Origin of the sequence: Halobacillus sp. B23F22_1 (assembly GCF_043497005.1) — a bacterium.
Taxonomy (GTDB): Bacteria; Bacillota; Bacilli; order Bacillales; family Halobacillaceae; genus Halobacillus_A.
Genome location: NZ_JBIEKE010000001.1, coordinates 148660 through 173408, shown reverse-complemented (window position 1 = coordinate 173408; position 24749 = coordinate 148660). Strand labels below are relative to the sequence as shown.

General features: G+C 43.4%; 33 protein-coding genes and 1 riboswitch. Of the genes, 10 read left to right on the top strand and 23 right to left on the bottom strand.

Annotated elements, in window-relative coordinates:
• Window positions 1-92 precede the first annotated feature (92 nt).
• Both ACGTNH_RS00925 and ACGTNH_RS00920 read right to left on the bottom strand, forming a co-directional pair.
• Window positions 93-809, bottom strand: a complete 717-nt coding sequence (locus ACGTNH_RS00925) for a GDSL-type esterase/lipase family protein (protein WP_394584391.1) — start codon at window positions 807-809, stop codon at window positions 93-95.
• Window positions 810-985: 176 nt separating this feature from the next.
• Entirely contained in the window at window positions 986-1615 is a 630-nt protein-coding gene (locus ACGTNH_RS00920) for a cell wall hydrolase (RefSeq protein ID WP_394584390.1), read from the bottom strand.
• Window positions 1616-2318: 703 nt separating this feature from the next.
• Between ACGTNH_RS00920 and ACGTNH_RS00915 the strand changes: the two genes are divergently transcribed.
• Entirely contained in the window at window positions 2319-3065 is a 747-nt protein-coding gene (locus tag ACGTNH_RS00915; RefSeq protein WP_394584389.1) for a poly-gamma-glutamate hydrolase family protein, read from the top strand.
• A gap of 87 nt (window positions 3066-3152) precedes the next feature.
• Here ACGTNH_RS00915 and ACGTNH_RS00910 read toward each other — a convergent pair whose 3' ends face one another.
• Window positions 3153-3836, bottom strand: coding sequence for a histidine phosphatase family protein (locus ACGTNH_RS00910; protein ID WP_394584387.1), 684 nt, complete (start codon window positions 3834-3836; stop codon window positions 3153-3155).
• 109 nt (window positions 3837-3945) lie between these two features.
• On the opposite strand from ACGTNH_RS00910, the gene ACGTNH_RS00905 reads away from it, so the two are divergent.
• From ACGTNH_RS00905 to ACGTNH_RS00895, 3 genes are all read left to right on the top strand, one after another.
• On the top strand, window positions 3946-5226 hold the full coding sequence (locus ACGTNH_RS00905) for an MFS transporter (protein WP_394584385.1): 1281 nt from the start codon (window positions 3946-3948) through the stop codon (window positions 5224-5226).
• 50 nt (window positions 5227-5276) lie between these two features.
• Window positions 5277-6185, top strand: a complete 909-nt coding sequence (locus tag ACGTNH_RS00900) for a Gfo/Idh/MocA family protein (protein WP_394584383.1) — start codon at window positions 5277-5279, stop codon at window positions 6183-6185.
• Between the two features lie 153 nt (window positions 6186-6338).
• A complete protein-coding gene (locus ACGTNH_RS00895; RefSeq protein WP_394584380.1) occupies window positions 6339-6974 on the top strand; it encodes an FMN-dependent NADH-azoreductase in 636 nt (211 codons plus the stop codon).
• A 41-nt stretch (window positions 6975-7015) separates the two neighbouring features.
• Here ACGTNH_RS00895 and ACGTNH_RS00890 read toward each other — a convergent pair whose 3' ends face one another.
• From ACGTNH_RS00890 to ACGTNH_RS00860, 7 genes are all read right to left on the bottom strand, one after another.
• A complete protein-coding gene (locus ACGTNH_RS00890; protein WP_394584378.1) occupies window positions 7016-7726 on the bottom strand; it encodes a MerR family transcriptional regulator in 711 nt (236 codons plus the stop codon).
• 588 nt (window positions 7727-8314) lie between these two features.
• A complete protein-coding gene (locus ACGTNH_RS00885; RefSeq protein ID WP_394584376.1) occupies window positions 8315-8491 on the bottom strand; it encodes a hypothetical protein in 177 nt (58 codons plus the stop codon).
• 16 nt (window positions 8492-8507) lie between these two features.
• Window positions 8508-8657 carry a hypothetical protein gene (locus ACGTNH_RS00880; RefSeq protein ID WP_394584374.1) on the bottom strand — a complete coding sequence of 50 codons (150 nt, stop codon included), beginning with the start codon at window positions 8655-8657 and terminating at the stop codon, window positions 8508-8510.
• Between the two features lie 57 nt (window positions 8658-8714).
• The gene (locus tag ACGTNH_RS00875; RefSeq protein WP_394584372.1) at window positions 8715-9248 is read right to left on the bottom strand and encodes a P-loop nucleotide/nucleoside kinase family protein; all 534 of its coding nucleotides are present in this window, start codon (window positions 9246-9248) and stop codon (window positions 8715-8717) included.
• 85 nt (window positions 9249-9333) lie between these two features.
• Window positions 9334-9855 (bottom strand): GNAT family N-acetyltransferase, encoded by a 522-nt coding sequence (locus tag ACGTNH_RS00870; protein WP_394584370.1) that lies wholly within the window; start codon window positions 9853-9855, stop codon window positions 9334-9336.
• A 12-nt stretch (window positions 9856-9867) separates the two neighbouring features.
• Window positions 9868-10212, bottom strand: coding sequence for a VOC family protein (locus ACGTNH_RS00865; RefSeq protein ID WP_394584368.1), 345 nt, complete (start codon window positions 10210-10212; stop codon window positions 9868-9870).
• Window positions 10205-10513, bottom strand: a complete 309-nt coding sequence (locus tag ACGTNH_RS00860) for a hypothetical protein (protein WP_394584367.1) — start codon at window positions 10511-10513, stop codon at window positions 10205-10207. The genes ACGTNH_RS00865 and ACGTNH_RS00860 overlap by 8 nt, the downstream gene beginning before the upstream one ends.
• Window positions 10514-10675: 162 nt before the next feature.
• Between ACGTNH_RS00860 and ACGTNH_RS00855 the strand changes: the two genes are divergently transcribed.
• From ACGTNH_RS00855 to ymzB, 3 genes are read left to right on the top strand one after another with little or no spacing between them, the layout of a single operon-like run.
• Entirely contained in the window at window positions 10676-11230 is a 555-nt protein-coding gene (locus ACGTNH_RS00855) for a bifunctional transcriptional activator/DNA repair enzyme AdaA (RefSeq protein ID WP_394584366.1), read from the top strand.
• Window positions 11217-11702, top strand: a complete 486-nt coding sequence (locus ACGTNH_RS00850; RefSeq protein WP_394584365.1) for a methylated-DNA--[protein]-cysteine S-methyltransferase — start codon at window positions 11217-11219, stop codon at window positions 11700-11702. The genes ACGTNH_RS00855 and ACGTNH_RS00850 overlap by 14 nt, the downstream gene beginning before the upstream one ends.
• A 43-nt stretch (window positions 11703-11745) precedes the next feature.
• Entirely contained in the window at window positions 11746-12096 is a 351-nt protein-coding gene (ymzB, locus tag ACGTNH_RS00845; protein ID WP_394584364.1) for a protein YmzB, read from the top strand.
• Between the two features lie 73 nt (window positions 12097-12169).
• On the opposite strand, the gene ACGTNH_RS00840 is transcribed toward ymzB, so the two are convergent.
• Window positions 12170-13597, bottom strand: a complete 1428-nt coding sequence (locus ACGTNH_RS00840; RefSeq protein WP_394584363.1) for an SLC13 family permease — start codon at window positions 13595-13597, stop codon at window positions 12170-12172.
• A gap of 232 nt (window positions 13598-13829) precedes the next feature.
• Here ACGTNH_RS00840 and ACGTNH_RS00835 point away from each other — a divergent pair, with 232 nt between their 5' ends.
• Window positions 13830-14411, top strand: a complete 582-nt coding sequence (locus tag ACGTNH_RS00835) for a putative immunity protein (protein WP_394584362.1) — start codon at window positions 13830-13832, stop codon at window positions 14409-14411.
• 220 nt (window positions 14412-14631) lie between these two features.
• Here the strand turns inward: ACGTNH_RS00835 and ACGTNH_RS00830 are convergent, their stop codons facing one another.
• From ACGTNH_RS00830 to ACGTNH_RS00815, 4 genes are read right to left on the bottom strand one after another with little or no spacing between them, the layout of a single operon-like run.
• Window positions 14632-15075, bottom strand: a complete 444-nt coding sequence (locus ACGTNH_RS00830; RefSeq protein ID WP_394584361.1) for a hypothetical protein — start codon at window positions 15073-15075, stop codon at window positions 14632-14634.
• 36 nt (window positions 15076-15111) lie between these two features.
• Entirely contained in the window at window positions 15112-15354 is a 243-nt protein-coding gene (locus tag ACGTNH_RS00825; protein WP_394584360.1) for a DUF6429 family protein, read from the bottom strand.
• A gap of 54 nt (window positions 15355-15408) precedes the next feature.
• On the bottom strand, window positions 15409-15855 hold the full coding sequence (locus tag ACGTNH_RS00820) for an SgcJ/EcaC family oxidoreductase (protein WP_394586096.1): 447 nt from the start codon (window positions 15853-15855) through the stop codon (window positions 15409-15411).
• A complete protein-coding gene (locus tag ACGTNH_RS00815) occupies window positions 15852-16895 on the bottom strand; it encodes a serine hydrolase domain-containing protein (protein ID WP_394584359.1) in 1044 nt (347 codons plus the stop codon). Before ACGTNH_RS00815 ends, ACGTNH_RS00820 begins: the two co-directional genes overlap by 4 nt.
• A 383-nt stretch (window positions 16896-17278) precedes the next feature.
• Here ACGTNH_RS00815 and ACGTNH_RS00810 point away from each other — a divergent pair, with 383 nt between their 5' ends.
• Window positions 17279-17677: a hypothetical protein gene (locus ACGTNH_RS00810; RefSeq protein WP_394584358.1), complete on the top strand. Its 399-nt coding sequence runs from the start codon at window positions 17279-17281 to the stop codon at window positions 17675-17677.
• A 186-nt stretch (window positions 17678-17863) separates the two neighbouring features.
• Window positions 17864-18103, top strand: a complete 240-nt coding sequence (locus tag ACGTNH_RS00805) for a hypothetical protein (RefSeq protein ID WP_394584357.1) — start codon at window positions 17864-17866, stop codon at window positions 18101-18103.
• A gap of 71 nt (window positions 18104-18174) precedes the next feature.
• On the opposite strand, the gene thiC is transcribed toward ACGTNH_RS00805, so the two are convergent.
• The 8 genes from thiC to ACGTNH_RS00765 all read right to left on the bottom strand — a co-directional run bounded on the left by thiC (window position 18175) and on the right by ACGTNH_RS00765 (window position 24518).
• Window positions 18175-19920, bottom strand: coding sequence for a phosphomethylpyrimidine synthase ThiC (thiC, locus tag ACGTNH_RS00800; protein ID WP_394584356.1), 1746 nt, complete (start codon window positions 19918-19920; stop codon window positions 18175-18177).
• A gap of 178 nt (window positions 19921-20098) precedes the next feature.
• Window positions 20099-20213: riboswitch (TPP riboswitch) on the bottom strand.
• 99 nt (window positions 20214-20312) lie between these two features.
• Complete coding sequence (locus tag ACGTNH_RS00795; RefSeq protein ID WP_394584355.1) at window positions 20313-20756, bottom strand: GNAT family N-acetyltransferase; 444 nt, start codon at window positions 20754-20756, stop codon at window positions 20313-20315.
• A 207-nt stretch (window positions 20757-20963) separates the two neighbouring features.
• Window positions 20964-21401: a cell wall hydrolase gene (locus ACGTNH_RS00790; protein ID WP_394584354.1), complete on the bottom strand. Its 438-nt coding sequence runs from the start codon at window positions 21399-21401 to the stop codon at window positions 20964-20966.
• A 99-nt stretch (window positions 21402-21500) separates the two neighbouring features.
• Entirely contained in the window at window positions 21501-21869 is a 369-nt protein-coding gene (locus ACGTNH_RS00785) for a metalloprotease family protein (protein ID WP_394584353.1), read from the bottom strand.
• A gap of 17 nt (window positions 21870-21886) precedes the next feature.
• Window positions 21887-22162: a hypothetical protein gene (locus tag ACGTNH_RS00780; RefSeq protein ID WP_394584352.1), complete on the bottom strand. Its 276-nt coding sequence runs from the start codon at window positions 22160-22162 to the stop codon at window positions 21887-21889.
• Window positions 22149-23513 carry a hypothetical protein gene (locus tag ACGTNH_RS00775; protein WP_394584351.1) on the bottom strand — a complete coding sequence of 455 codons (1365 nt, stop codon included), beginning with the start codon at window positions 23511-23513 and terminating at the stop codon, window positions 22149-22151. The genes ACGTNH_RS00780 and ACGTNH_RS00775 overlap by 14 nt, the downstream gene beginning before the upstream one ends.
• Entirely contained in the window at window positions 23464-24195 is a 732-nt protein-coding gene (locus ACGTNH_RS00770) for an ATP-binding cassette domain-containing protein (protein WP_394584350.1), read from the bottom strand. The genes ACGTNH_RS00775 and ACGTNH_RS00770 overlap by 50 nt, the downstream gene beginning before the upstream one ends.
• 71 nt (window positions 24196-24266) lie before the next feature.
• Window positions 24267-24518 (bottom strand): hypothetical protein, encoded by a 252-nt coding sequence (locus ACGTNH_RS00765; RefSeq protein ID WP_394584349.1) that lies wholly within the window; start codon window positions 24516-24518, stop codon window positions 24267-24269.
• Window positions 24519-24749: the final 231 nt, after the last annotated feature.

Below are 24749 nucleotides of genomic sequence, written 5' to 3'. Positions count from 1 at the left end.
TTATATTATACGTAAAAGGTTACCAGCTTTACAGAATATAGCTTTTCATTCTATAAAAATAGCGAACCAGCAGCTGGTCCACTTTTTGAATGTTAATTTTTACTTTTATCGAGCTTCTTCCAAAATTCCTTGGCTACGGCTTGATAACCTGCTTCACTTAAGTGGATGTTATCAGGATTAGGCAGATAACGTTCGTACCTTTTAGCAATCAGCCTTTCCGTAGGAACATAAGTATGCCCGTATCTATAAGTTGTTGATTCAATGACATTGTTTAATTGATCCAGCAGACCTTCGAACTGTATTTGCTGTTCTTGTGGAGCGTACGGAAAAGGATTGTAATATCCCATTATATATATGTTCGCATGGGTACCAGTAGATTCTATGAGGTCTAACGTATGTTTGAGATTAGTAGATAGGTTATTTAAAGCCTGCGGAATTCGGTGTTGCTGAGTGATAAGCGGCAGCAAATCGTTCGCTCCAATATTAATTGTTACATATTCTGCTTCTTTAATGTCTTCGAGAATTTTCTCGTTGTGAAGACCATTTAATAATTGACTGGAATTTTGTCCAGGCACAGCAAAATTATCATAATCGACCTTGTATTGAGATTGTTCCATTCGCTTCGTAAGATAATCCGGGTACCCTGATCCCAATCTATTAAAAGGCGTGATTCCTGCCGCTAATGAATCCCCAAGCGCGACATAATCGACTTCTTTTTTGACTGGCCCTTTGGCAGAAGCTGTTAACGGCATTGATGCAAATAATGTGAAAATAAGTACGAAAACGGTAAACTTTTTCATCATTTTCATTTGCTATTCATCTCCGTTCATTCGTTATAACGATCAACTTTATCATACCAAAGGCTTTCTATGAAAACTACTATTATTTTTCTTCTGCTGGTTGATCGCCTTAGACAAAATATTAAAAAAGCTTGATCACCAAAAATCGATGAACAAACTTTTTACTCATTTAGCGGTAAGACCCTTTAATCGGCAAATAGGTGCCCCTCGATCTCCAGCTTCGGTGTAGTATTTGTAAAGATCCAGTCAGAGGTCGACGTTTGAGGATTGTAAAAATACGTAGATCCTTGACTAGGATCCCACCCTTTCCAGGCATCCTTCACCGCTTGATAGGCAGCAGATGATGGAGTTAAGTGATATTGCCCGTTATGTACCGGTGTAAATGCATTCTCCTGATGAATCACTTCTTCAATCGTGGAAGGAAACTGTGAAGATTGTACTCGATTTTTGATAACAGCAGCCACAGCTACTTGTCCTTCATATGATTCTCCCCGTGCTTCTCCGTTGACTACTTTAGCTGCTTTTTCAATTTCCATCAATTGATTCCAGGTTTGACTTCCAACTGTGCCGTCGGCAGTAAGGTCAAAGTCTGTCTGAAGCTGACGTACGGCTTCTTCTGTCAGCGTTCCATAGTATCCGGTGGGTGTAACGTGAAAATAGCCTAATTGTGCCAGGCTTTCTTGTACTTCTGTAACTTGCTGGCCCGAATCCCCTGATTTCAGGAGAGGTGTTTGGGCAATAGACTCTTTTGGAAAGATGGATAAAATGATAAAGCCTAGAAATACGTAGAATAATATTTTTACTTTTACTGACATATAGCAGCCTCCCTGGCAAAAGTGATTTTCACATCGGTTTGATTTTTCCTTACCCTTTTCATTTCTCCCTCCCTCTGGCTTTTTGGGGAGAGGGCTTATTATAAAGCCCTCCTGGAATTGTTCTTTTGAATACCCCTTATTCCTATGAGTTTTATCCCCAATTATTGGATAAAATAAACCTCATCCTTTCAATCCCATTAACTTTCGTTCCAGGACATCTTCCCGTGCTCTAAGAATTGCTTCCTCTTCTTCCTGCGTTGCTTTTTCTTCATCTTACGGCAGGAATGGCAGTTTAAAAAATCCTGCCCCTTCCCGATAAAATGTTGCATTGATTTCTCTTTTCTACATGTTGCGCACTGCCTGCACATAAACTTTGAATGGCTCATACGATTCCTTCCTTTGCATGAGAAAATTTGAAGGCCTCTTTTTTCATGTCAGAAAGAAGGCGGGATTGGATTAAATTTCCTTCTTCCTGTTTTTTGTTTTGTTCATTATAGTAGACTAATTCTACAAATGTCGAGTCATTCCCTGAATATACTTTGAAATGGAGGAAAATTTTGCATGGACCAAGGGAGAATAGGGAACTAACCATAACAAAGAGGCCTCAATCGAAGAAGTTCTAATTAATTAAGGATCACGTATTAAACAATTTTTCTTTCGGACCGAAGAAACTACTAATACGGCACTTTCGAGGAGAGGTTTTATGATGTATAAGAAAATTACGTTATTTGCCGTGATTTTCCTGGCGGCGACTTTGTGGTTTTTTAACAATGGACACGATATTATATCTGAGATGACTGAAAAGGAATGTTCAGACGACCGATTTTGCTCATTTGAGGAGTTGGACGATGAGTATGAGGAAGGGAGTGACTATGAAGTTATTAATCGTACCGAGGGGGATGAGCAATGGCTGTTCAGTGCCATCCACGGTGGAGGGATTGAAGAAACAACTTCCACCCTGGCGGAAGCTGCATCTGGATCCTCTTATCCTTTTTACGCCTTTAAAGGGAAACTGTCGTCCAATAATTTCAGCAATCTGCACATTACGTCCACTCATTTCGATGAACCGCGGGCGCTGGATATGGTCTCCAAAGCTGATCATCACATAGCCGTTCACGGGGCAGCAGGAACGGAATCGAAGACTATGATCGGTGGATTGGATGAAAAATTGAAAGAAATCGTTCGCCGGCATTTGGAGGAAAAGGGTTTTGTCGTCACCGGCACACCAGACCACCTCAATGGGGAGCACCCTGATAACTACACCAATAAAACAAAGACCGAACAAGGCGTTCAGCTTGAAATCACAAGAGGGCAGAGAAAAGAGTTTTTTAAGAATGGAGACATAAGCTTTTCTTCACGAAATGATCCTTCTAATGAAACACAAGCGTTTAAAGACTACGTTGAAGCTCTCCGTGAAGCCGTAAAAACGTATGAGAGCTCCAACGAATGAGCCATCTCAGGAATGCAGGATCTTGCCTTACTTATGAGCATTTCTAGTAAAGTGCTGCCAGATCCCCGTTTTAACCTCCCCACTCATTTAGGGACCGATAAGCTGCGACTTCATATCCATTCCCTGCCCGAGAGGCTTTACTATGATCGTCCCCATATTTGCCATTTCCCCGAGGCCGAGCCCCGGGGGGAATCCATGGGCAATGATGAGCGTATTCGCACCTTCAGGCGGAGGGATTTCTAATTTTAACGTTAATTCTGCCATAATACGATCTTCCTCTTCTAAAGTGAGATCACTGCTTAAATTGTAAATGTTAATCCAAAAAGGATCGACTTCTACGTTATCTTCTCCAAACGCTAAGACAGCTGTTTCTTTCGTTCGGCAAAAAGGACTGGCCATGATCGGTTCATCAATGGGAATCCCGAGCCTGCGCAATATTTCCCCGTACGTCACCGCCTGCTGCCTTCCCGTATCTGAAAGGTTTCTTTGTGTCGTACAATCTTCAAGATCAAGGGTGGGCTCATCTTCTCCTTCTGTCGCTTCTGCATGCCGGGCATACAAAATATATCCTCCTTCCTTTAAGGAGCTTAATAGAGTCTGGCGCCTTTTGCCTCGGGTCAATGCGTCGTAATGATCCGCCAACATTCGATGTTGGATTTCCTGCCTTTGGCAGCAGTCATAGTAAAAGGAATATGGAGGATGCCGCATCTTTCCCTCTTTCCAACGCTCAGCTTGAACCTCATGATACCTCGCAATCTGATAATAACGCATTAGATCCTCCTCTATTATTTAACCATTCAAGCAGCATGGCTCGTAATTCTCATGTAAAAAAACTAAACTAATAGGTAGTAGAAAAATAGAAGACTAGGAAGTGAAACAAGTGAAGCTTCATCAATCTCCAATAGATAAACAACCTGCCTGGCTGCAGAGTTACATTAATTCCACTGAAAAACAACGCCGCCTCTACAAGAGAACTTTGGTGATCGTTGTCATTGCCCAAATTTTTGGAGGGGCAGGGCTTGCCGCAGGCATTACTGTAGGCGCCCTTCTTGCTCAGGATATGCTTGGGACCGATAGTTATGCCGGTGTTCCTGTTGCCCTGTTTACGCTTGGTTCAGCTGGAGCGGCATTAGCCGTAGGCCGGCTCTCGCAGCGATTCGGACGACGGGCCGGTCTTGCTGCGGGCTTTTTTGGAGGAGGCATGGGAGCGGTCGGGGTGGTCATCGCAGCCATCACGTCGAACGTTCCCCTTCTTTTTGCCTGCCTGTTAATCTACGGTGCAGGGACAGCTACGAATTTACAAGCTCGCTATGCAGGAACGGATTTGGCCAATACAAAACAGCGAGCCACCGCGGTCAGTATTGCGATGGTCGCGACAACCTTTGGAGCCGTGGCAGGACCAAATTTGGTCGGGGTGATGGGTGCTTTTGCAGCATCAATCGGCGTCCCATCCTTAGCCGGTCCGTTTATTTTAGCTGCTGCCGCTTATACACTTGCCGGAGTCGTACTGCTGATACTGCTTCGTCCTGATCCTTATATCGTTTCACAGGCGGTTGCCGGTGCAGCTGAACGTGACGCTTCCGTAGAAGACACGGCGCTTTCAACAAATAAACATGGAGTTGTGATCGGGGCTTTAGTCATGATCATAAGCCAGATCGTGATGGTGGCGATCATGACGATGACGCCTGTTCATATGGGGCATCATGGTCATAGTCTCAACGACATCGGCTTAATTATCGGCGTTCATATCGGGGCTATGTACCTTCCCTCTCTCGTAACCGGCGTGCTCGTTGATAAAGTGGGACGCTACGTTATGGCGGTCGCTTCTGGTGTCACATTACTAGCTGCCGGGCTTTTGTCGGCAGGAGCACCTGCTGATTCCATGCTCGGCCTCACGATCGCTCTAGCTCTGCTGGGACTGGGATGGAACTTCGGCTTAATCAGCGGTACAGCCATCCTCGTAGATTCGACTCATCCGACGACCCGGGCAAAAACACAAGGCTCTGTCGATGTATTTATTGCACTTGCTGGTGCATCAGGTGGTGCCCTTTCTGGTGTTGTGGCAGCTTTGACAAGCTATCCTATTCTCTCCATCGCAGGAGGAATACTGTCTGTCATGCTCATACCATTTATCATCTGGTTCCGAAATCAGTCTGCCTAGGCTATTTGTGATACGCTGAAACTACCAAAACGAATCGTGGAGGGATAAACATGAAGGTTGGCATCATTGGACTAGGGGATATTGCTAAAAAAGCTTATCTGCCGGTGCTTTCACAAAAAGAAGGAATTGAACTTGTGCTTTGCACGCGAAATGAAGAGACACTCCACACGTTGTCCCAAAAATATAGAATAGATGAAAAAGTTCAAACCGTAGAAGATCTGCTGGCTAAAAATATCGATGCCGCGATTGTCAGTGCGGCAACGGAAGCCCATTTTAAAATTGCTGAAAAGCTGCTGCTTCACGGGATTAACGTATACGTAGACAAGCCGATATCTATGAATCTTCAAGAGACGAAGCGAATTGTCCAGCTTGCCGAAGAGAGCCAGAAGGTGGCGATGGTTGGTTTTAACCGGCGGTTTATTCCTAAAGTGAAGGAACTTAAAGACCAGGGAAAAGCCAGTTTAATTATGATTCAGAAAAATAGATTTGCTGCCCCTGACATCACGAGAAGGTTTGTTGTGGAAGACTTTATCCACGTCGTCGATACGTTGCGTTTTTTAATGGATACGCCTGTAAAAGATATAAACGTTCAGTCACTGAAAACTGGAGAAAAACTTGATCACTTGATCATCCAGCTCATTGGAGAAGGCGTAACGGCTATGGGAATCATGAACAGAAATGGCGGCGTCACTGAAGAAACCATTGAATATCATACAGGTCATAATAAATTTGTCGTCAACAGCCTCGTGGAGACCACCCATTATCATGGAAAGAACATTCAAGTCTCTAAATTTGGAGACTGGGAGCCAACGCTCTATAAACGCGGCTTCTATCAAATCATCGACCATTTTATTGATTGTGTTCACCAGCAAATGCGACCGGACCCTTCAATGACCGATTCGCTGACTACTCATGAAATTTGCGAAAAAATTGTCCAATCGATCGATTCAAGCTCTTAAGAAGACCTGTCCCCGGTTCCAAAAGCCGGATACAGGCTTTTTTTTGGAAAAAGAAATATCCCAAACATGAGCGTTCCCCTTGAAACCTTGAAGCCAAGATATTACAATATAAACTGTTGCTATACAAACTATCTTTCAACAGGAGGTTTTTCCATGAACGTATTAGTGATTAAAGCCAATAATCGTCCAGATGGAATTTCAACTAGAATGTACAACACGTTTCTAGAACAAATAAAAGAAAACAAAGAAGTTAACGTCAGCACGTATGACGTCTTCGAAGAGGATACTCCTTACTTCGGACAGGAAGTATTCAGCGGATTAGGGAAGCTTCACGAAGGTGTAGCGCTTAACGATACGGAACAGCGCCTGCTTGATGCCAAGCAGAAAGCAAAAGACGTCATTAGTGCTGCTGACGTGATCGTTGTAGCCTTTCCTTTATGGAACTTCACCATTCCTGCCAAGCTGCAGACATTTATCGATTACCTGGCAGAAGCAGGTTTCAGCTTTAAATATACGTCAGAAGGAAGCCTGGAGCCGCTATTAACAGAGAAAGGCGTCATTTTCCTAAACGCACGCGGCGGCAATTATTCCCACCCATCGATGGCACCGTTAGAAATGTCCCTGAACTACATGCGTAACATTTTCGGCGGACACTTCGGCATGAAGGTTCTTGATGAAGTGGTCATTGAAGGACACGCTGCTGCGCCGGATCAAGCAGAAGAAATTATTGAAGAAGGCCTCAAAAAGGTTTCCGACCTTGCCGCTAACCTTTCTTATCAAAACGCCTAACGGCACAAAAAGTCCCGCTCTCACGTAAGAGCGGGACTTTTTTATCCGCGGAAAAAGGCAAGCAGCTTGCCCCAGCCTCCCTGAGGTTTGGGCTGCACAGACTTTTCCAGCCGCTGATTAAAATCGTTTTGCGCCTTCCATTCTTTCTTTTGTTCTTCACGCATGGTAATTAATTCTTCACGCAAGGCTTCGCTTCTTTCTTTCTCCTGCTGAAGCAGTTCTTCATATTGAGCTTTCTGCTGTTCGGACAATTTTTCAATCCGCGTGTGGGTTTTCTTTGAGAAGTTTCCTACGCCTGAACTGATAACGTGGTGATCTTGCTGAAGACGCGATACAGTGGTTCTTAACTCTGCCATATCGTTAGTTAGCTGTACATTCATCTCACGGGAAGCAGCGAGTTCGCTGGCAATTACCTGTAAGAAATCCCGCAGCTGTTCGGGATCTTGAAGCGATGTATCGTATGTATCGGGTACCGCTATGCCTGTGTCTTCCGGGGTTTCCAACCTTTCCTTCTGCTTGACTGCCAGGTCTTTCGCCGTATCGTCTAACGGTCTTTCCGTATCGCGTATCGCTTTAAGCGATTCGATATCGGAACGCACAAAAATACGCCGATCGCCATCCTTGAAAAATTCATAGCCGTTTCGTTCTAACACCTGCCCGTATTTCCGCACGGTGGGCGTAGCAATGCCGACTTCTTCTGCCGCTTCTTTCGTCGTGTAAGCCCGTTCATTCGGTTGTATATCGTGTCGCATGATGTCGAACCTCCTTTTCTTTAAATATGAAGGTTTTCAGACAATTTTGCAAGCGATATCGTATCGCCATGCGATATAAATCTATGAGTCTTCCTGTCTAGTGCTGAAGGTTTCTCCCCCAGTCATACTGGCGATTCAATCGAGTGACCTCTTCATATCGCCTGCTGCTGTAAGCGATACAATAAGGATAGCGGAAGCCGATACGCTATAATACCCAGTTCTCTCGCTGGGATCTGGGACTAAACATTCATTTTAAATTTTTTATATGTATCAAAAGAAAGAATATACCTTAAACGTTATAGAATATCTCTTAACTTTCTTCATATCTTTTTTTCAAAAAATTCTTGAAGCTCTCAGCCCTGCCGCTGACCCTAAAAGTAAGACAGCGTAAACTTTAATAGTTTAACGCTTGTTTACATTAAAGTGTAAGTGTAATACAATTTGAAGTGACCTTAATTCTCACTCTTTTAACCAATTTGGTGAGATATTGTAGAAAATAACCTTTGCCCTTGCTGTAACAGCAGGGGCTGTTTTTTTATGTATTTTTTTATAAAATGCTTATTATTCCTATTTCTGCAACGAAGGTCATTAGGCCGAACTCTGTTCATAGTAAGCTTCCACTCCCCGTAACAGCACGAGTACACTCATAATGAGAACCATGAGCTCAGTCGATATAGTTAGACTCGTAAAAGCTACAATCAGTACGTACAAAATACATGCTGCTGCCACCGATCCATCTATACTTTGTACGACCTTCAGTTCCATATAACCCTCCGTTCGTTTATGAATCGTTCTTCTTAAATCGAGGCTTGCTAAAATACGCCCCTGCCAGCAGAAAGAATAAACTCATCAATATTCCTGCTGCGCCTTTATCAAAATAGGCAAAAGTCAATGGAGATACAGACGCTAGAATAAACATGAATTTCATCATTTGTCATTCTCCGTCCTTTAACTCAGCTTTACAAAATAAGATGCAGCACAAATAAACTTACGACCGTCCATCGAAGTGACAGCGATAGTGAAGCTTATTTCTTTCAATCTCTTCGACCACTTCGAATGGACGTTTGTCTGTTGTATCCAGCAAAAACGGCTCATTCACACGGGTACCTTCAAGCTTTTTCAACAAAAATAACGAACGCTCAATTAAGTCGATATTTTCTCTTTGAGTCAGGCGATCGTTAAGAACATTTTTATCAGCACGCAAAACGACATAGTGAATGTGAACCTTTATGTCCGCGAACTGCTGAGCAAACCAGTCTAGTTCATCTTCCACAACATAATCGATGACAACATTCCTTTCATGCTGAAGAACGTTTTTTGTCAGTGAGACAATATTTTCCCAGACGATGGCTAACCGTTCCTCCCATGCCGGTTGATTCTCACCCACGATCATCGAATTGAGCTGATCTCCTTCGATTAAAACGCTTTTCGACATTCGATCGGAGAGATTTCTACTAATGGTTGATTTTCCAACGCCGCACGGTCCTGAAATAATATAAATACTGCTTGATTGTCGACTCATTGTTTATCCAACCTTTAATATTCGTAGTATCGTGCTTTCCTTTATTTACGAAAGGAATCCCATCTCGTTTCAGTCCATGAGCAGTTTAGAGATACTTTTCCATGCGAATATCTGCCCGCCTGGCTCCGTTATAATACGTAAAATCCGGAATCCGGGCGATTTCTTTATACCCCAGCTTCTTATACAGCTTATGGGCCTGCGTGTTGAATTCAAATACGCCTATTTCAATCCGCTGATACCCGTTCGCCTTAATTTGCTGCTCCAAGTAGCGTAAAGCCTTATAACCGATCCCTTTGCCCCGGCCTTCAGGCTCTCCGATCGAGATGCCGATCCAGGCGGTTCCTTGTTCTTTTTTATAAAGGTGGTCAGGGTCGATCATATAATTCATTTCTCCAACCAATACGTGATCCAAATAAATGAGATAAATGAAGTGATCTTCCAGCCGTTCGTTTAAGTCATCGACAGTAATCCACTCTTTCTGCTCCACCTCGGCTTGCGTCTGGTTGGGACGAGTCAATGGGACTAAATAAGGGTCATTTCCCCATCGATTTAATACTTCAACAATCGCCGGGTCGGCCTGCGTTAATTGAATAAACTGTAGCGTCATGGGCATCTCCTTTCACTCAAAATAACATACCTGCAGCTTATTTCCATCGGGGTCATAAAAATTAAAGAATTGATTCACGCCGTCATTATGTAAATCACTTACGGAAACCCCTGACGACTCAAGCTGATCATGCAGCTTCTTGCTATCTTTCGAAAAGAAGATAGGATAGGTGTGATTCGTGTTTGAGATTACATCGCCTTCTTCAATCGTTATGGGGACGCTCCCTTCCCCAACCTGTAATACGCGGTACCCTTCTCCCGTAAAAACGACTGTAAATCCTAATGTCTGTTCATACCACCTGGCGGCTCTTTCCACGTTGCTTACGATCATACACAGTGTATCAACTCGATCAATCATCACTTTCCCTCCTCTGTTTCATTTTCAACTTAACCGCTGTCGTCTGCGGCGGATCTGATTCTCGAATATAATCGCACCATACAAAGACGTAATCGCCTGCCTGAATCTTATGAGACTCCTCGTATCCCACGCGAATCATGTCCGAATGCTGCTCTTTCGATGCTGCAGTTAAACCCAGTATAAACCCATTCGTCCCTACTTGTTCCACCTCCCCCTCAAGAAGAAGGCCGGGATCGGCTGCCGGGTTATTATCCGACTGCTGCTGAGAACCTGCGATCATGCAGGTAATAAGTAAAATCACGCTCATTAGAAAGAAGAGTATTTTTTTTATAAAAATCCCCCCTCTTTGTCGTTCATTATACTATATTTTTCCATAATCTTCTTTAAAAATTAGAAAGCAACGAAGCACATGAATAAGAATGGATTTCATGGTATAAAAGAGAGAGAAAGCGAGGGGTTTTCAATGGATGCATCTACTAAATGGGAAGCTGCAGTATCGTGCAACCGGGACTACGACGGTCTTTTTTTCTACGCCGTTCAAACGACGGGCATTTATTGCCGGCCTTCCTGCCCATCAAAAACGCCGAAACGAAACCACGTTCTTTTTTTCAACAATCCAACCGAGGCTGCTGCCCAAGGGTTTAGACCGTGCAAACGATGCCGGCCAGACGAGAACGATACGCCTGAAGTTGAACTCGTACATCGGACGAAGCAATTTTTACAAAACCATTATAAACGCCAGCTGTCGATTCACGATATAGCTGAGGCTGTGAACGTCAGTCCCTATCACCTCGGACGAGTGTTTAAATCGGCTGTATCCCAGACGCCGCACGGCTATGTTGAACAGCTCCGCATAGAACAAGCAAAGGAATATTTACAGCAAGGCATCTGCTCCAACACGGATATTGGCTACGCGTCAGGGTTTCAAAACCCATCCAGCTTTTATTCAGCGTTCAAACGTCATACCGGCAAGACGCCAAATCAATATAAAAAGGAGGCCGCTGATGTTCTACGATGAGTACGATTCGCCGATAGGTACGTTACGAATTATTGGAAAAAACAGCGGGGAACTCGTAAGAATCTGCTTAACCGATTCCCTGTGGGAGAGCTATAGAAGCCATTATGAAAAGCCAGCGTTGCACCCTTCGCTATTTCAACCCTTAAAAAAGCAGTTAGACGAGTATTTTCAGGGAGACCGGAATTCATTCAGCGTCCAAATGAACCTCACAGGAACCGATTTTCAGAAAGAAGTATGGAATGAAGTTCACGCCATTCCATACGGCGAAACGAAATCGTACGCTGCGATTGCTGAGCGTATCTACCGTCCGAAAGCAGTTCGTGCGGTCGGCAACGCCAATCGCCTCAATCCCATCCCTATTCTCGTTCCTTGTCACCGCGTCATCGGCAAAAATCGATCGATGACAGGGTATGCGGGCGGCGTGCAGATGAAGCAAGCGCTATTGAAGCTGGAAGGACTCATCTTTGAATAATTTCTACCCCTCTATGGAAATTCTATAGGCAGGAGGGATGAAGATGAACGAGCAACCACTAACCGTCGAAGAATTTAATCAGCTGCTGCAGCAATGGAGCGGCGAGACAATTATCATTTCCAAGCAGGAGATTGATGATGAAGATATCATCATCATGCAGCTGAACGATATTTCCTATGACACGCATACGAGGAGAATGGATGAGTATGAGCCGATGCATTCCCTGCATTTAAACGGCACAGGAACGACAGAGACGGACGGCAGCGGGCTTCAGCCGCTCCCTGACGCTTTATATGAAATCCCGCTTGAGGATTCCACGCAGTACCGGTTTGATGAGAACCGCTTTTCGCTCATCACGGAACGCGGCCGTTACATCATTGAGCGTGTGTTATAGATTTTCAACGGGAGAGGGCTTTTTCTACCATAGAAAAAAGCCCTCCTTTTGATAAGGAGAGCTTTTATCCCAATTAATAATTTAAAACGATCGGCTGCCAGAAATAGACGAAGAGCACAATCACGATAATCGCGACGATGTTCATCCAGAATCCGGCTTTTACCATATCGTCGATCGTTAAATAATCCGAGCTGAATACAGCTGCGTTCGGCGGTGTGGAAATCGGCAGCATAAACGCACAGGATGCCGTTAACGCGACAACCCCCATAATGGCGTAAGGATCAGCGCCAATTCCGAGCGCAAGCCCGATACTGATCGGAATCAGCATGTTCGACACGGCCGTATTGGACATGATTTCTGTCATGAACAACACGATCGTCGCAAGAGAAATTAGAATAAGCAGGAACGGCAGTACTTCAAGCCCCTCCAGTAATTCACCGAACCATTCGGTAAGGTTGGAGGATTCAAATGCCGCAGCAAGTGAAAGTCCGCCCCCGAATAAGAGCAGCAGTCCCCACGGCAGCTCCTTCATGTCCTTCCAAACCATTAATCCGCCTTTTTCCTGTTTTGCCGGGAAAAGGAACATCGACGTGGCCCCGATCATCGAAATCGATGTATCCGAAAGCGTGTAAGCTTCAGGAATAAAACCGCTCGTCATCCACAGCACACCGACCACTGTAAAAACAGTCAGTACCGACTTTTCCTCATACGACATCGGTCCGAGTTCTCTCAGCTGTTTTTTGGCAAAATCAGAAGAGATGTCTTTTTGACTTGTAATTTTAAACTGGATTTTCGTCAGGTAAAAATAAAGCCCGGTTAAAAGAATAAGGGTAAGCGGGAACCCAAATAAGAACCAGTCGAAGAACGTCACCGTGCGGTCAAGACTGCTGGCAGCAACGGCCACAAATGCGGCGTTTGGCACTGAACCAATAATGGTCGCCAGTCCACCGATCGAAGCGGAATAAGCAACAGCTAGCAGCAGCCCCTTCGCGAAGCGGTGCAGAGACGGCTCATCAAAAAAGTTCTTCTCCTTAATTTCTGTAATCAAAGCCAGCGCGATCGGGAGCATCATGAGCGCAGTCGCCGCATTCGAAATCCACATCGAAAGCCCTGCCGTCGCAATAATAACTCCTAATATAATTCGCTGACTCCCCGTTCCAACAAACGAGAGAATCGTCATCGCAATACGTTTATGTAAGTTCCACTTCTGAATCGCAAGGGCGATCGTAAAACCACCCATATACATGAACACAATCGGATCCGCGTACGCCATTGAAGCTGTGCTCTGATCCGCCCCGCCAGTTATCGGAAGTAAAAAAATCGGCAGCAATGAGGTCGCCGGAATCGGCATCGCTTCTGTAATCCACCACGCAGCCACCCATGCCGTTACCGCCAGTACAGCCCGCGGTTCATCGCCGAGACCGGTAATCGCCGGGATGAAGTAAAGAATAGCAAAAAGCAACGGGCCAAGAATTAACCCTATTTTTTGTCTGCGTTCCATATGATGTTCCTCCTCGGTGTTTTGTAATCGATTTCATAAATTGATAGAAAAATTCAACAATTTACACTTTAGCATGTCATAGTAGAAAAGTAAATATTGCCCACGTAAGAAAATAGGGCTGGTACTTATCGCTTATAAGGAGGATGGAGCTACGGGTGATAGCGCTCAAAACATGATAACATTTATACTAGATATAAGGAGAAACGGGCAGCTGTCTCAAAAGGAGGACAAAATGTTTACAGATGTAGAAATTAAATGGAAGAAAAAGAATAAATTGTTGTTTTCCCGTAACAGTCTTTGCTTACAGGACTTGAAAAAACAAATCCAACGACAAAACCATCGAACCCTGGTCCTGTGGGCATTAGACTGTGCTTCAGCAACTTTGGCACAATTTGAAGCCAGATACCCCGATGAACAGAGACCCAGAGCCTGCCTGAATCTCTGTGAAAATTGGTCCAAAGGCAAGATAAAAATGCCTCAGGCTAAACGAGCAATCTTAGACGCCCACGCGGTGGCTAAGGAATTGGATGACAGGGAATATGGCGTGTTGGCTCAAGCCATCGGGCATGCCGGAGCTACTGTACACGTAGAAACTCATGCGTTCGGATTACCCATCTATGAATTAACGGGCATTGTTCATAAACATGGAATAGATGACTTTCAAGACGCCGTCATAGAAAAAATACATGATTACCATAACCGCCTCCGCTACTGGCAGGAACATACCGACCAACTGGAGCGTGACTGGGCTGGCTTTTTATTAAAAGAAAATAAACCGAACAAAGAAAAGTTATTAAACGAGAAAAGACAGTAAAACGAGCTGGGTCGTAACTGAATAAAGCATAGATCGATTGTACGCGGCTCCGTCAAAATGCTTTGCTTTCCGTTGACACAGCCTCAGATTCCTCAGAGAGCAAAAAGCGCTTTCCTGCGGGATCTTCGACTCGCGCTGTTCCCACTGGAGTCTTCGCATTTTGACTACGCTAATGATCTGTGTTTATAAGATTGTTCATTTCTGGACATCACTGCTTTATTTATGTCCCGTCCTCTTGAACGTTCTGCATCTTCTCCCCCAGCCACGTAACAACCAGCAGGACATGAAAATATAAAAGCGAGGCTAGCAAACCCAGCCATAAAAAATAGAACACTCCTGGAACGACCAGAGGGATTTCCTGAAAGGCAATCACCGCATAAAGCAGCCCGGCCGCTAACCCGGCGGCAGCATAAAGCCCGAGCCTCAACAAATAACCCCTTAATCCGTGGGATCTCCCCGTATATTTATCAATTATGTAGGAAAGCGGCAGCCCGGCCAGAAGATAAGCCGGTCCCGCATAAATAAAGACGAATGTAACGATTTCACCAAAATCAAAATAATACGTTCCTTCGTTTCTTTGAGATTCCGGAACGTAGTTCATCCAGTAAAAAATGATTCCAAGCAGAAGGTTGGCCGTTAAAGCAGCTATGAGCTTGTCTTTCATAAGGGATCACCAGCCTTTATAAGAATCATCGGCTGTTTACAGCTCATCCTTAATGTTATATTTTTCCATCAATTCTTTAGCCCTCTTTTCTCCTTCTTCTTTGAAATAAATTGATTTTGAACGATTTCCACCTACAATGTAACCGGCCTCTCTCAACTCATCCAACGAGGAAAAAGGATAGCCCTTCCAGCTTCTCAAGGCTTCGAAAGGTCCTTCCTCCTCCTTAAAGGAAGTTAAATACAGCAGCAATAACGTGAGTTCGTCAATCTGGTCTTTCACAGAAACCACTCCCTCCCTTTTTGCCTTCTAGTATATAAGAAGGAAGCCAGTGTTTTAAAGCTGCCGTCTCAATTCTTCTGTCATTTGTTCTACTAACTCAGGTCTGCCATGAAATTGAGCAGGCGTGTTCTGAAAAAGATCAATTTTCCACTGCTCATCTTTTAATACAACAACTAATGTGTGGTGGGTATTGACCTCTGGTTTAAGATCCGACTCACCAGGAGGTATCATTCCAGCAATCGCCCTTACGATTGCCGCTTCTTCGCCTATCAGCCTTACTTCTTTAATTTTATAAACAAAAGGAGCCGTCGGATGATTTTCGAATATAGGATCAAGGTGAGCATGGATTTCTTGAGGTCCCTTTGACATACTTCCATCAAACCCGATGCTCTCTCCTGTTTCTGTAAACAGGCGGGCCATGGCTTCTGCGTTCCGGCTGTTCCATGCTTCTATCAGCTGTTCGTAGGTATGCTTTATTTGTGTTTCAGTGTATTTATTTATAAAATTCCTCCCTCTTTTAGAAAAGACTCTTCAATCATTTGGACAAGTTCAAAAAGCTCACATTCCTGATTGGAAGGTACAGCTAATTTTAACTGAGAATCAGGATAGTACACAGCACGAAAACGCACCCCGGGATCATACCCCATCACGTGATATTTATAAATGTGATCCTTCCTTTGGTTCATCCAAATGCCGTATCCATAGTTTATTTCTCCATTCACATGAACATGTGGCTGTAGTAATGTAGAGGTCATTTCCTCAGTCAGAAGCTGATATTTAAATAAGGCCTCCCACACGGTAATCATATCCGGCGCTGTCACAAACGCCCCGCCATCAGCACCGCCTTTGGCAGGAATGGAGTAAATGTTCGTTTTCCACCCACCACTTTCTTTGTTATCTATGTAGCCCATGGCGGTATTTTGAGGAAGCTGATCCAGTGAATAATACCCTGAACCCTTCATCCCGATCTTTTGAAAAATCTCCTCTTCCATGTAATCAGTGAACCTTTTTCCCGTATGCTGCTCAATGATTAAACCTAATAGAATATAACCCGCGTTATTATAGTGGAATGTTTCCCCGGGATTGAACTTCATCTTTTGATGTTGAAAAAGAGGCAGGAAATCAATTAGAGATTTCATTTGATAAACCGGCCGATCTTTCCACAGATCTTCATAATCCGTCATGACTTCTTCATCAAAGTAATCCGGGATGCCCGAGGTATGGGTTAACAGATGATGAATCGTCACCCCTTCATCAAAATAAGGAAAGTTAATCTCCAGGCATTTTGCTATAGGCGTATCAAACGCTATCACACCTGATTCTACCAGCTGACCTATGCCAATCGCCGTAAATAATTTGCAGCCTGACGCGATGCCAAAACGTGTATGAACATTGTTGGGCAAGTACTCTGCCCGGTTGGCATTGCCAAAAGCTTCACTTAGTAAAACGCGATCCTCTTGTTTTACATAGATGACGCCTGAGAAATCAACCTTCTGGCTGTAATCTTTAATAAGACGCTTTAATTCGGTGTTTTCTTTCATTTGAACCTCCTATATATTTACGTCCACTCTTTACATTTGACTGATTCCAGCAACAGCCCACCACAATAAATAAATCATGAGCGCCAAGATCACAGTAACGACTCCCACTCTAGTGAACTGTCTCTTTATTATATATTAAAAAGAGATCACCAACCCAATGGATGGGATCCCGAGCCACACTATATCCTGGACCAGGACACTTCTTGAACCTATATAGCCAAGTAAATTAGTAAAGAACATAACAAACCATAGAATTTGCAAGAAAAATATACTTCTCAATAAAAAGCTAGATTTAACAGCAATAATATTCCCTCCTATGACAAAAATGAACGATAAGATTTATAATTGGAAGCAAGAGCTTTCCTTAGAAGGAAGATACTAAAATGAACGAACAAACGAAGCAGACTGTAGCCACTGCAGATTCCTGGGTGAACTTTTCAAATAAAGCCGACACCGCCGGCTTATCAGAAGTCACCTCCTATCAATTAGAATTAATTGGTCCTAAAGGAAAAGGAGTCATTAACCACGAGGAGCTTTACGACTGGCTGCAGCGTGCGAAATTACAACTAAAGACCGAGCGCCGCTATGCCAGGGATCATTATGTAGTATTAGAACAGCACGGCACGTGGTTCAACGATGATCATACGATTAAAGGTGAAGCGGTGGTTTATACCGTTTTAAAAGTAGAGAACGATAAAGTCTGTTTTCTCGCTCGATTTGATGACTTGGAAAGTGCGTTAGAGACAAGCGGATTAAGTGAAGAGGACGAAATTGAGGGGTAATTTTACTCCTTATGGTATTAGATTTGATGATTATTTTTAAAAGAGATTTCACCTCTTCTTGGTCTTCCTGCTGTTTTTTCAGCAGCTTTTCAATACTGCTTACTTTAAAGCTAAGATAGAATAATAATACAAATGAAAAGTATAAGATGATTCAAGCTATAAGAGTTTAAGGAAGGGGGCAAAAAAATGAAGAAACTCGTACATTCTGAGTGGAGATTGAGTGTGATGGCTCTAGCCGCGCTCCTCGGGGGAATCATTGGAGTATCTCTCGTAAATCGCGAACTAAATCCAATGGTCGTATATGGGTACTTGACCGCTTTTGTATTATTGGTCGCTGGTAATGCGATTTACGTGTTTTTTAAGAGAAAGAAAAATCATGGATCGAAAAACGAGAACCATAATCACGGGCAGTTTCACACCCTCTAAAAACCTTGATGCTCAAGGTTGGATGAAAAATGCTGATCGGCTCTCCAGCCGATCAGCCCCTATAAATCTATTTATTGATAAATATTCCCTCCAGATTTCTTAAATTCCTCCGCTTTCTTTTTCATCCCCTTTTCGATATCCTCCATCGTAAACAGTTCATTTTCTTTAGAGTAATTCCGGATATCCTGAGAGATTCTCATACTGCAAAATTTCGGTCCGCACATGGAACAAAAGTGTGCCGTTTTTGCCCCTTCGGCAGGGAGGGTTTCATCGTGATACTCAATCGCTCGTTCCGGATCTAAAGATAAATTAAACTGATCTCTCCAGCGGAATTCGAATCGTGCTTTGGACAGGGCATCATCGCGCTTCTGTGCGCCTGGATGTCCTTTGGCCAAATCGGCTGCGTGGGCTGCAATTTTATACGTAATGACTCCTTCACGCACATCATCTCTATTTGGTAAGCCTAAATGTTCTTTTGGCGTCACATAACAAAGCATAGCTGTGCCGTACCAGCCAATCATGGCGGCTCCAATCGCAGAGGTAATGTGGTCGTAGCCAGGCGCTACATCGGTTGTTAATGGCCCAAGCGTGTAAAAGGGGGCTTCTTCACACACTTCCAGCTGCTTGTCCATATTCTCTTTAATCAGGTGCATCGGGACATGACCCGGTCCTTCGACCATAACCTGCACATCGTGCTCCCACGCTATTTTGGTCAGCTCACCGAGCGTGTCTAATTCTGCAAACTGGGCTTCGTCGTTGGCATCAGCTATGCAGCCGGGCCGTAACCCGTCGCCTAAGGAGAAGCAGATATCATAGGCTTTCATAATTTCACAGATCTCTTCAAAGTGGGTGTATAAAAAGCTCTCCTCGTGGTGATAGAGGCACCACTGGGCCATGATCGACCCGCCGCGGGATACAATCCCTGTTAAACGGTCGGCCGTCAACGGCACATACCGCAAAAGAACGCCGGCATGAATCGTAAAGTAATCAACACCCTGCTCGGCTTGTTCAATCAACGTATCACGATACACTTCCCACGTCAGATCTTCTGCTACTCCGTTTACTTTCTCCAGTGCCTGATAGATCGGGACGGTGCCGACCGGGACGGATGAATTTCGAATAATCCACTCCCGGGTTGTGTGGATGTCTTTTCCCGTTGATAAATCCATAATGTTATCCGCGCCCCAGCGTGTCGCCCAGGTCATTTTTTCTACTTCCTGTTCGATGGAAGATGATACCGCAGAATTTCCAATATTGGCGTTAATTTTAACGTGAAAATTCCGCCCGATAATCATCGGCTCTGTCTCCGGGTGATTAATATTGGATGGGATTATTGCACGCCCCTGCGCGACTTCATCCCGGACAAATTCCGGCTCCATATTTTCTCTTATCGCGATAAATTCCATTTCAGGCGTAATGATCCCCTGCTTCGCATAATGAAGCTGGGTGACATTTTTCCCTTTCCTGGCTCGAATGGGTTTACGGTTTAATTCAGGAAACACCTTGTCATTAGCCCGCGGATCATCCATGCTTTTGTATCCATTATCCTCAGGCTTGATTTCCCTTTTTTCATATTCTTCAACATCTCCCCGCTCGTTGATCCATTCGCTTCGCAGAGGAGACAGACCTTTCGTAACATCAATGGTACATTCCGGGTCTGTATAAGGTCCGCTGGTGTCATATACACGAAGCGGAGGGTTTTCTTCATTACCGAATGTACCTGTCGTAGGACTCAGGTTAATTTCCCGCATGGGAACTTGAATGTCGGGCCTTGAACCCTGCACGTAAACCTTGTGACTTCCAGTAAAGCTGGACATAATCGAAATATTCTCTTTTCAATGAAGATGGTGACAACATCAATCTCTCCTTTTTGATTTAATAAAGGACAAGACTGGTACGCCAAGACACATAGCTAAAGCAAAGCAAATAAAAAAGCCGGGTTCCATTCATTACAAATGGACCCGGCAACTATGTATACAGAAGTTGTATTACTCGTTTGGTACGACCGAACTTCCCTACGCTGGCATGATCCAGATCAGGTCCAAAGAGTCAAGAAACTTCACAGCGTTCCCCTCTCAGCCCAGCTCATTGGGCTCCCCTAGTTACTTTCTATTCAATTTGACTTCAGTATACATGAACGTTCACGAACAGCCAACACCTTTTCGAATCTGCTTCTAAATTAGTAAATATTTCTCATCTCTTCACTCTTTTATTCTATCAATAACTCATAATGATAAAACTGAGCATCCCGTACATATCCATTTTTCTCATAAAGCCTTTGCGCAGAAAAATTATCCGGGGCTGTGCTCAAACTGATGCTGCAAGCCCCCGTCTCCTCTGCATATTCTTTCGCTTGACGTAAAAGCAGCTCCCCTACGCCTTGATTTCTCGCCCCTGCATCGACATATAAATCGTTTAATATCCATGCTTTCTTCATAGAAATAGAAGAAAAAGTGGGATACAGTTGGGTAAACCCAGCGTATTTAAGGTTGTCTCTGACAACAAATATTACAGAATCCTTGTTTTCCAGCCGATTCTTTATGTATGACGCGGCACCTTTTACATCTGTGTCTTGTTCATAGAATTCCCGGTATAAATTAAATAAGTCAGCTACGCCTTCTAAATCGTCGATTGAAGCTTGATAGATTTCCATTGGCAGTCTCTCCTTTTTAAATAAGATAAGAGATCCGCGGCAAAATAACAACAAAGTTGATTTCAAAAATTAAATGAACTAACGCCAACCAGCCCTTCCTTTTCTCCCGATAAAAAGAGACCAGCCCGGACAGGCTGGCCTCTGCATCCAGGGCAGGAACCGCCCCGCTGCCATACGTTTTTTATCCTTACTGGCAATGCCTTTCTTTTACCTATAAACACTGGCGCAAGTGCCGGCTTCAGGTTCATAGTAACAATGCTCTTTAAACTGACCGGCAAACGGCTGGCCGTACCATGTTGGAGGACAGGGTCCAGATGGATTGAAATACCAAAGAGCGTATTTCGCTGGGTGCTGCCGCCAAAATTCTAAATTTTTTCTCGCCAGCCTTTTCTCTACAGACCTCGCTCTATTGTAAAATAAGTTCCCCTTCTGCACAGCTTCGAAAGAATAATTTCCTCCTTGCACTTGAAAAATAACCTGCCGAATGTTTCTAACGTCTTGAAAGTCCAAACAATCGGCCAGGGCGCGGTTTACAATCACGTTTCCGACATACAGCATGCCTTGCTGGCCTTCCCCTTCGGCTTCTGCCCGCATCATCCTCGCCATCAAGGCGACGTCTGCATCGGTGTACTGGACTCTTGGCATTTTTTTCACCCCAAAAGTATTGTATGACAGAGGTGGATGCAATATTAATCATTAGAAACAACGGTCGGCAGGAATTCTAAATCAATGGAGGGTGCATGATCATGCTTTCTTTCGTTCGACCAGTTTCATGACGCTATATAAGATCGCAGAGCCGTCCGCGGTAAAGGGTAACAGGTTCACCAGGTTTATTAAACAAAAGAAGGCAAAGGCATTAAAATATAAACCGCTGTCCATGGAAAAGACAACGACACCAAGCATCGGCAGGATGAGATTGGGTGCTGCTGAAATGATTAAGATATCGACATAGTTGTGATCATTCACATAAACGGCCTTCCCGCCCCACACATTGATCGTAAACGATTGAACCTCTTTGTTGTAAATTTTAATAAACAACAGGTGAATGAGCTCGTGAAGCAGCAATACAACAAACAGAAGAAGGTAAAGAAAAAATAATACCTGGATCATCATTACAAAATTGTCCATGGTTACTTATTGAGTACTTTTCCATACCTGATTCGCTTGGCGACCAGGAAGACGAGACAGACAATCATAAGCCATGACACAAAAGTGACCAATACTTGCGGCGTTAAGGAGAAGTTGGTGAATAATTCTTCCTCGGTCATCGTCATATCGATGCTTAACCCGAGTGTGGACATGTATTCCCCCGATTCATTAATGGAGAACAAAGTTACTAGATAATCGATTAAAAAGAGAACGAGGTAGACGACCGTCCCGATAAAAATAAACTTAGTTAATTTCATCGTAAAAGCTCCTCCTTAATAAGTAATATTTGATCGTGCACAATACAGTGAAAATCGCCAGGAATATAAGTAAATGATTCGAAATCAAATACAATGACAGAGCCAGTACTACACATAGGATCGAAGCAGAAAATTCGTTCACCGAGCTTTTATTTTTCGGAAAAATAATCCCCATAATCAGCGCGGATTCAAAGATAATGAACGCATAATAAGTGGTTTTTACATAATCTCCCGCCAGCACAATTGCCATGATGATGAGGGGAAGATTGATCATGATATTCATGAGCGCCGTCAGCAGTGTTTCCTTTGTGGCGGTAAGACCAAAGAACGGGTTCATTTTCCTGTAGGACATCGTCGTGCTGTAATACCTGATCGCTGAAAAAGAAATAACAGGGTAAAGATAAACGAGCGTGGTCACCGCCGTATAAAAATTCCTTGTATCGATCCATGCCAGAATTAAGAAGAGGAGAACAATGCCGCTCAACCGCAGGGTTAGTTTATTCCGAAGCATCCCCAGGAATAGAAGAGACAAATGGTTCATCTTGATCGGAAGTCTCGTCAACGTATAAAAATCACTGGAAGAATAGACGTCTTCACTGCGGCTCGTCTGAAGACTGGAAATGAGTAAGGAGAATAACAATGTACCAGCCGCCAGCAGAATGATGAAGCCGGACACAACGAGATGAGTAAGCTCGAAATTCAGCGACCGGACGAGCTGATCGATTTGAAATCGAAACACAAATAGATAAAAGAATAGAAAAACCACTAATAAAATATGATTCATGTTAAAAACCGTCAGCTTCAAGTTCACGCTGATCACGTGAAACAATAAATAAAACAAAGTAATGCTGAAGAAAAACAACAACTGACAGTAAACGAGAACGAGCAAATTTAGACTCAGTGAAAAATAAAATAAATTTAAAAGAGGAATGATAATAGCAAAAACGATTAAAAAGGAAACGTACCCTAACAGCAGTTTAAACAATATACTTCCAAGCCAGATGCTCCCCCGTTCAAACGGCAGGATCTTCAGCTGATACTGCATCCGGTTCGTTAAAGAAAACGAAATGGTGACGATTAAATAGATAAACCCCGAAATGATAATAATGACATTCGTTAAACTGGAAAACAGCATATTCTGAAGAGAGGTGCTGCTCTGCTCTTCCGTAATAAAAATTTGATTCAGCTGCGACACATTTAAGAGATAATAGGCAACATATACGACAAAAAGTAATGTGAATAATAGATATCGATTTCTTTTCTTATTGAAGATATTGTTCGACAGGATATTGTTAAAGACTTCATTCAGTAGAATTTTTGTGATCGTATAAGAATCTGTCAATTTCATCATAATAGTTTTTTAATTCTCCATTATTGATTACGATTTCTTCGATTTGATGCACATCCTCCACCAGCTCCATCGTACCGGCACTTAGTAAATAGACCCGGGCCAGAGGGTTGCGTTTAATGTAATCCATGTTATGTGACACTAGAATAAATTTACGGCTTTTCGCGAAGTTATTAATTAAATATTCCGTGAGCAGGTAACTCTCGTAATCCAGCCCGTTAAATACTTCATCCGCTAAAATGTAGCGGACATCCAAAGCTAAAGAGACGGCAATCTGCAGCTTCTTTTTCATGCCGTATGAATATTCACTTATTTTTTTATGTAAGGCGGATTCTAAATTATACAGTCGAATGACGAAGCTAAACCGCTCCCGATCTTCATGGCGATACCTGGAGAATACAAAATCAGCATATTCTTTCCCGGATAAATATTCCGGCAGGTAAAAGTCAGAAGGAATGTAGTACATTTGCGTTTTCGCTTCTTTTTCTTTTCTGTCTATCGAATCGACTGTAATGGATCCGCCCTCAAACGGGGTGATGTCACATATGCAGTTTAAGAGCGTCGTTTTCCCCGATCCGTTGATTCCGACGATGATATCAATGCCATCGGGTTCAAAATCGATGCTCAGCTTTTGTAACACCGTATTGTCTTTGTATGACTTCTGAAGCTCTGAAATAGTAATCATAGATTCAATCCTAATCTAAAGTAGTCAAATTGCATTTTGAAGAATAGCTCATTTGTTTAATTTAAATTAATTTAATTCGCTTTACACCCTATGCCAATATCCCACACTCTAGGCCAGTTCCACCTGACCTGACCGGAGAAGCTGTACCCTTTGCTTGTACAGTAATACGCGTAACCAATCCCTCCGATTACTGCAATTAACACCACGACCCAAATGATCCATTTGTTTTCGACGATCTCATGATGTTTTTCTTCGAGTTGATTTTTTAAAGCGTAAAACCATCCAAGTAACGTAATTTGGATATTATTAAGAACTGCTTCCATTTTATCCTCCTCCAGAGCTATTCTTCAAAATGTCAAATAATTCTAGTTACACGGTATCATGCTTTTCTGAAAATTAAAACAATTTCTACCATATTTGCTGAATAACAGTATTTTATGACTAATTTCCAGATAAAAAAGGAGGAAGGATGCCCTGCTGTTTGTTGTTCAACCACCACAAATGTCCTATGGTTTTTTCTGGAAATCAATCTTTCCGACCAGGTCTTTTTGCTG

Excerpts from the sequence above, each read along its gene's own strand:
- ACGTNH_RS00925 (WP_394584391.1), bottom strand. The coding sequence starts at position 809 with ATGAAAATGATGAAAAAGTTTACCGTTTTCGTACTTATTTTCACATTA.
- ACGTNH_RS00920 (WP_394584390.1), bottom strand. The coding sequence starts at position 1,615 with ATGTCAGTAAAAGTAAAAATATTATTCTACGTATTTCTAGGCTTTATC.
- ACGTNH_RS00915 (WP_394584389.1), top strand. The coding sequence starts at position 2,319 with ATGATGTATAAGAAAATTACGTTATTTGCCGTGATTTTCCTGGCGGCG.
- ACGTNH_RS00910 (WP_394584387.1), bottom strand. The coding sequence starts at position 3,836 with ATGCGTTATTATCAGATTGCGAGGTATCATGAGGTTCAAGCTGAGCGT.
- ACGTNH_RS00900 (WP_394584383.1), top strand. The coding sequence starts at position 5,277 with ATGAAGGTTGGCATCATTGGACTAGGGGATATTGCTAAAAAAGCTTAT.
- ACGTNH_RS00895 (WP_394584380.1), top strand. The coding sequence starts at position 6,339 with ATGAACGTATTAGTGATTAAAGCCAATAATCGTCCAGATGGAATTTCA.
- ACGTNH_RS00890 (WP_394584378.1), bottom strand. The coding sequence starts at position 7,726 with ATGCGACACGATATACAACCGAATGAACGGGCTTACACGACGAAAGAA.
- ACGTNH_RS00885 (WP_394584376.1), bottom strand. The coding sequence starts at position 8,491 with ATGGAACTGAAGGTCGTACAAAGTATAGATGGATCGGTGGCAGCAGCA.
- ACGTNH_RS00880 (WP_394584374.1), bottom strand. The coding sequence starts at position 8,657 with ATGATGAAATTCATGTTTATTCTAGCGTCTGTATCTCCATTGACTTTT.
- ACGTNH_RS00875 (WP_394584372.1), bottom strand. The coding sequence starts at position 9,248 with ATGAGTCGACAATCAAGCAGTATTTATATTATTTCAGGACCGTGCGGC.
- ACGTNH_RS00870 (WP_394584370.1), bottom strand. The coding sequence starts at position 9,855 with ATGACGCTACAGTTTATTCAATTAACGCAGGCCGACCCGGCGATTGTT.
- ACGTNH_RS00865 (WP_394584368.1), bottom strand. The coding sequence starts at position 10,212 with ATGATTGATCGAGTTGATACACTGTGTATGATCGTAAGCAACGTGGAA.
- ACGTNH_RS00855 (WP_394584366.1), top strand. The coding sequence starts at position 10,676 with ATGGATGCATCTACTAAATGGGAAGCTGCAGTATCGTGCAACCGGGAC.
- ACGTNH_RS00850 (WP_394584365.1), top strand. The coding sequence starts at position 11,217 with ATGTTCTACGATGAGTACGATTCGCCGATAGGTACGTTACGAATTATT.
- ymzB (WP_394584364.1), top strand. The coding sequence starts at position 11,746 with ATGAACGAGCAACCACTAACCGTCGAAGAATTTAATCAGCTGCTGCAG.
- ACGTNH_RS00840 (WP_394584363.1), bottom strand. The coding sequence starts at position 13,597 with ATGGAACGCAGACAAAAAATAGGGTTAATTCTTGGCCCGTTGCTTTTT.
- ACGTNH_RS00835 (WP_394584362.1), top strand. The coding sequence starts at position 13,830 with ATGTTTACAGATGTAGAAATTAAATGGAAGAAAAAGAATAAATTGTTG.
- ACGTNH_RS00830 (WP_394584361.1), bottom strand. The coding sequence starts at position 15,075 with ATGAAAGACAAGCTCATAGCTGCTTTAACGGCCAACCTTCTGCTTGGA.
- ACGTNH_RS00815 (WP_394584359.1), bottom strand. The coding sequence starts at position 16,895 with ATGAAAGAAAACACCGAATTAAAGCGTCTTATTAAAGATTACAGCCAG.
- ACGTNH_RS00810 (WP_394584358.1), top strand. The coding sequence starts at position 17,279 with ATGAACGAACAAACGAAGCAGACTGTAGCCACTGCAGATTCCTGGGTG.
- ACGTNH_RS00805 (WP_394584357.1), top strand. The coding sequence starts at position 17,864 with ATGAAGAAACTCGTACATTCTGAGTGGAGATTGAGTGTGATGGCTCTA.
- thiC (WP_394584356.1), bottom strand. The coding sequence starts at position 19,920 with ATGTCCAGCTTTACTGGAAGTCACAAGGTTTACGTGCAGGGTTCAAGG.
- ACGTNH_RS00795 (WP_394584355.1), bottom strand. The coding sequence starts at position 20,756 with ATGGAAATCTATCAAGCTTCAATCGACGATTTAGAAGGCGTAGCTGAC.
- ACGTNH_RS00790 (WP_394584354.1), bottom strand. The coding sequence starts at position 21,401 with ATGCCAAGAGTCCAGTACACCGATGCAGACGTCGCCTTGATGGCGAGG.
- ACGTNH_RS00785 (WP_394584353.1), bottom strand. The coding sequence starts at position 21,869 with ATGATGATCCAGGTATTATTTTTTCTTTACCTTCTTCTGTTTGTTGTA.
- ACGTNH_RS00780 (WP_394584352.1), bottom strand. The coding sequence starts at position 22,162 with ATGAAATTAACTAAGTTTATTTTTATCGGGACGGTCGTCTACCTCGTT.
- ACGTNH_RS00775 (WP_394584351.1), bottom strand. The coding sequence starts at position 23,513 with ATGATGAAATTGACAGATTCTTATACGATCACAAAAATTCTACTGAAT.
- ACGTNH_RS00770 (WP_394584350.1), bottom strand. The coding sequence starts at position 24,195 with ATGATTACTATTTCAGAGCTTCAGAAGTCATACAAAGACAATACGGTG.
- ACGTNH_RS00765 (WP_394584349.1), bottom strand. The coding sequence starts at position 24,518 with ATGGAAGCAGTTCTTAATAATATCCAAATTACGTTACTTGGATGGTTT.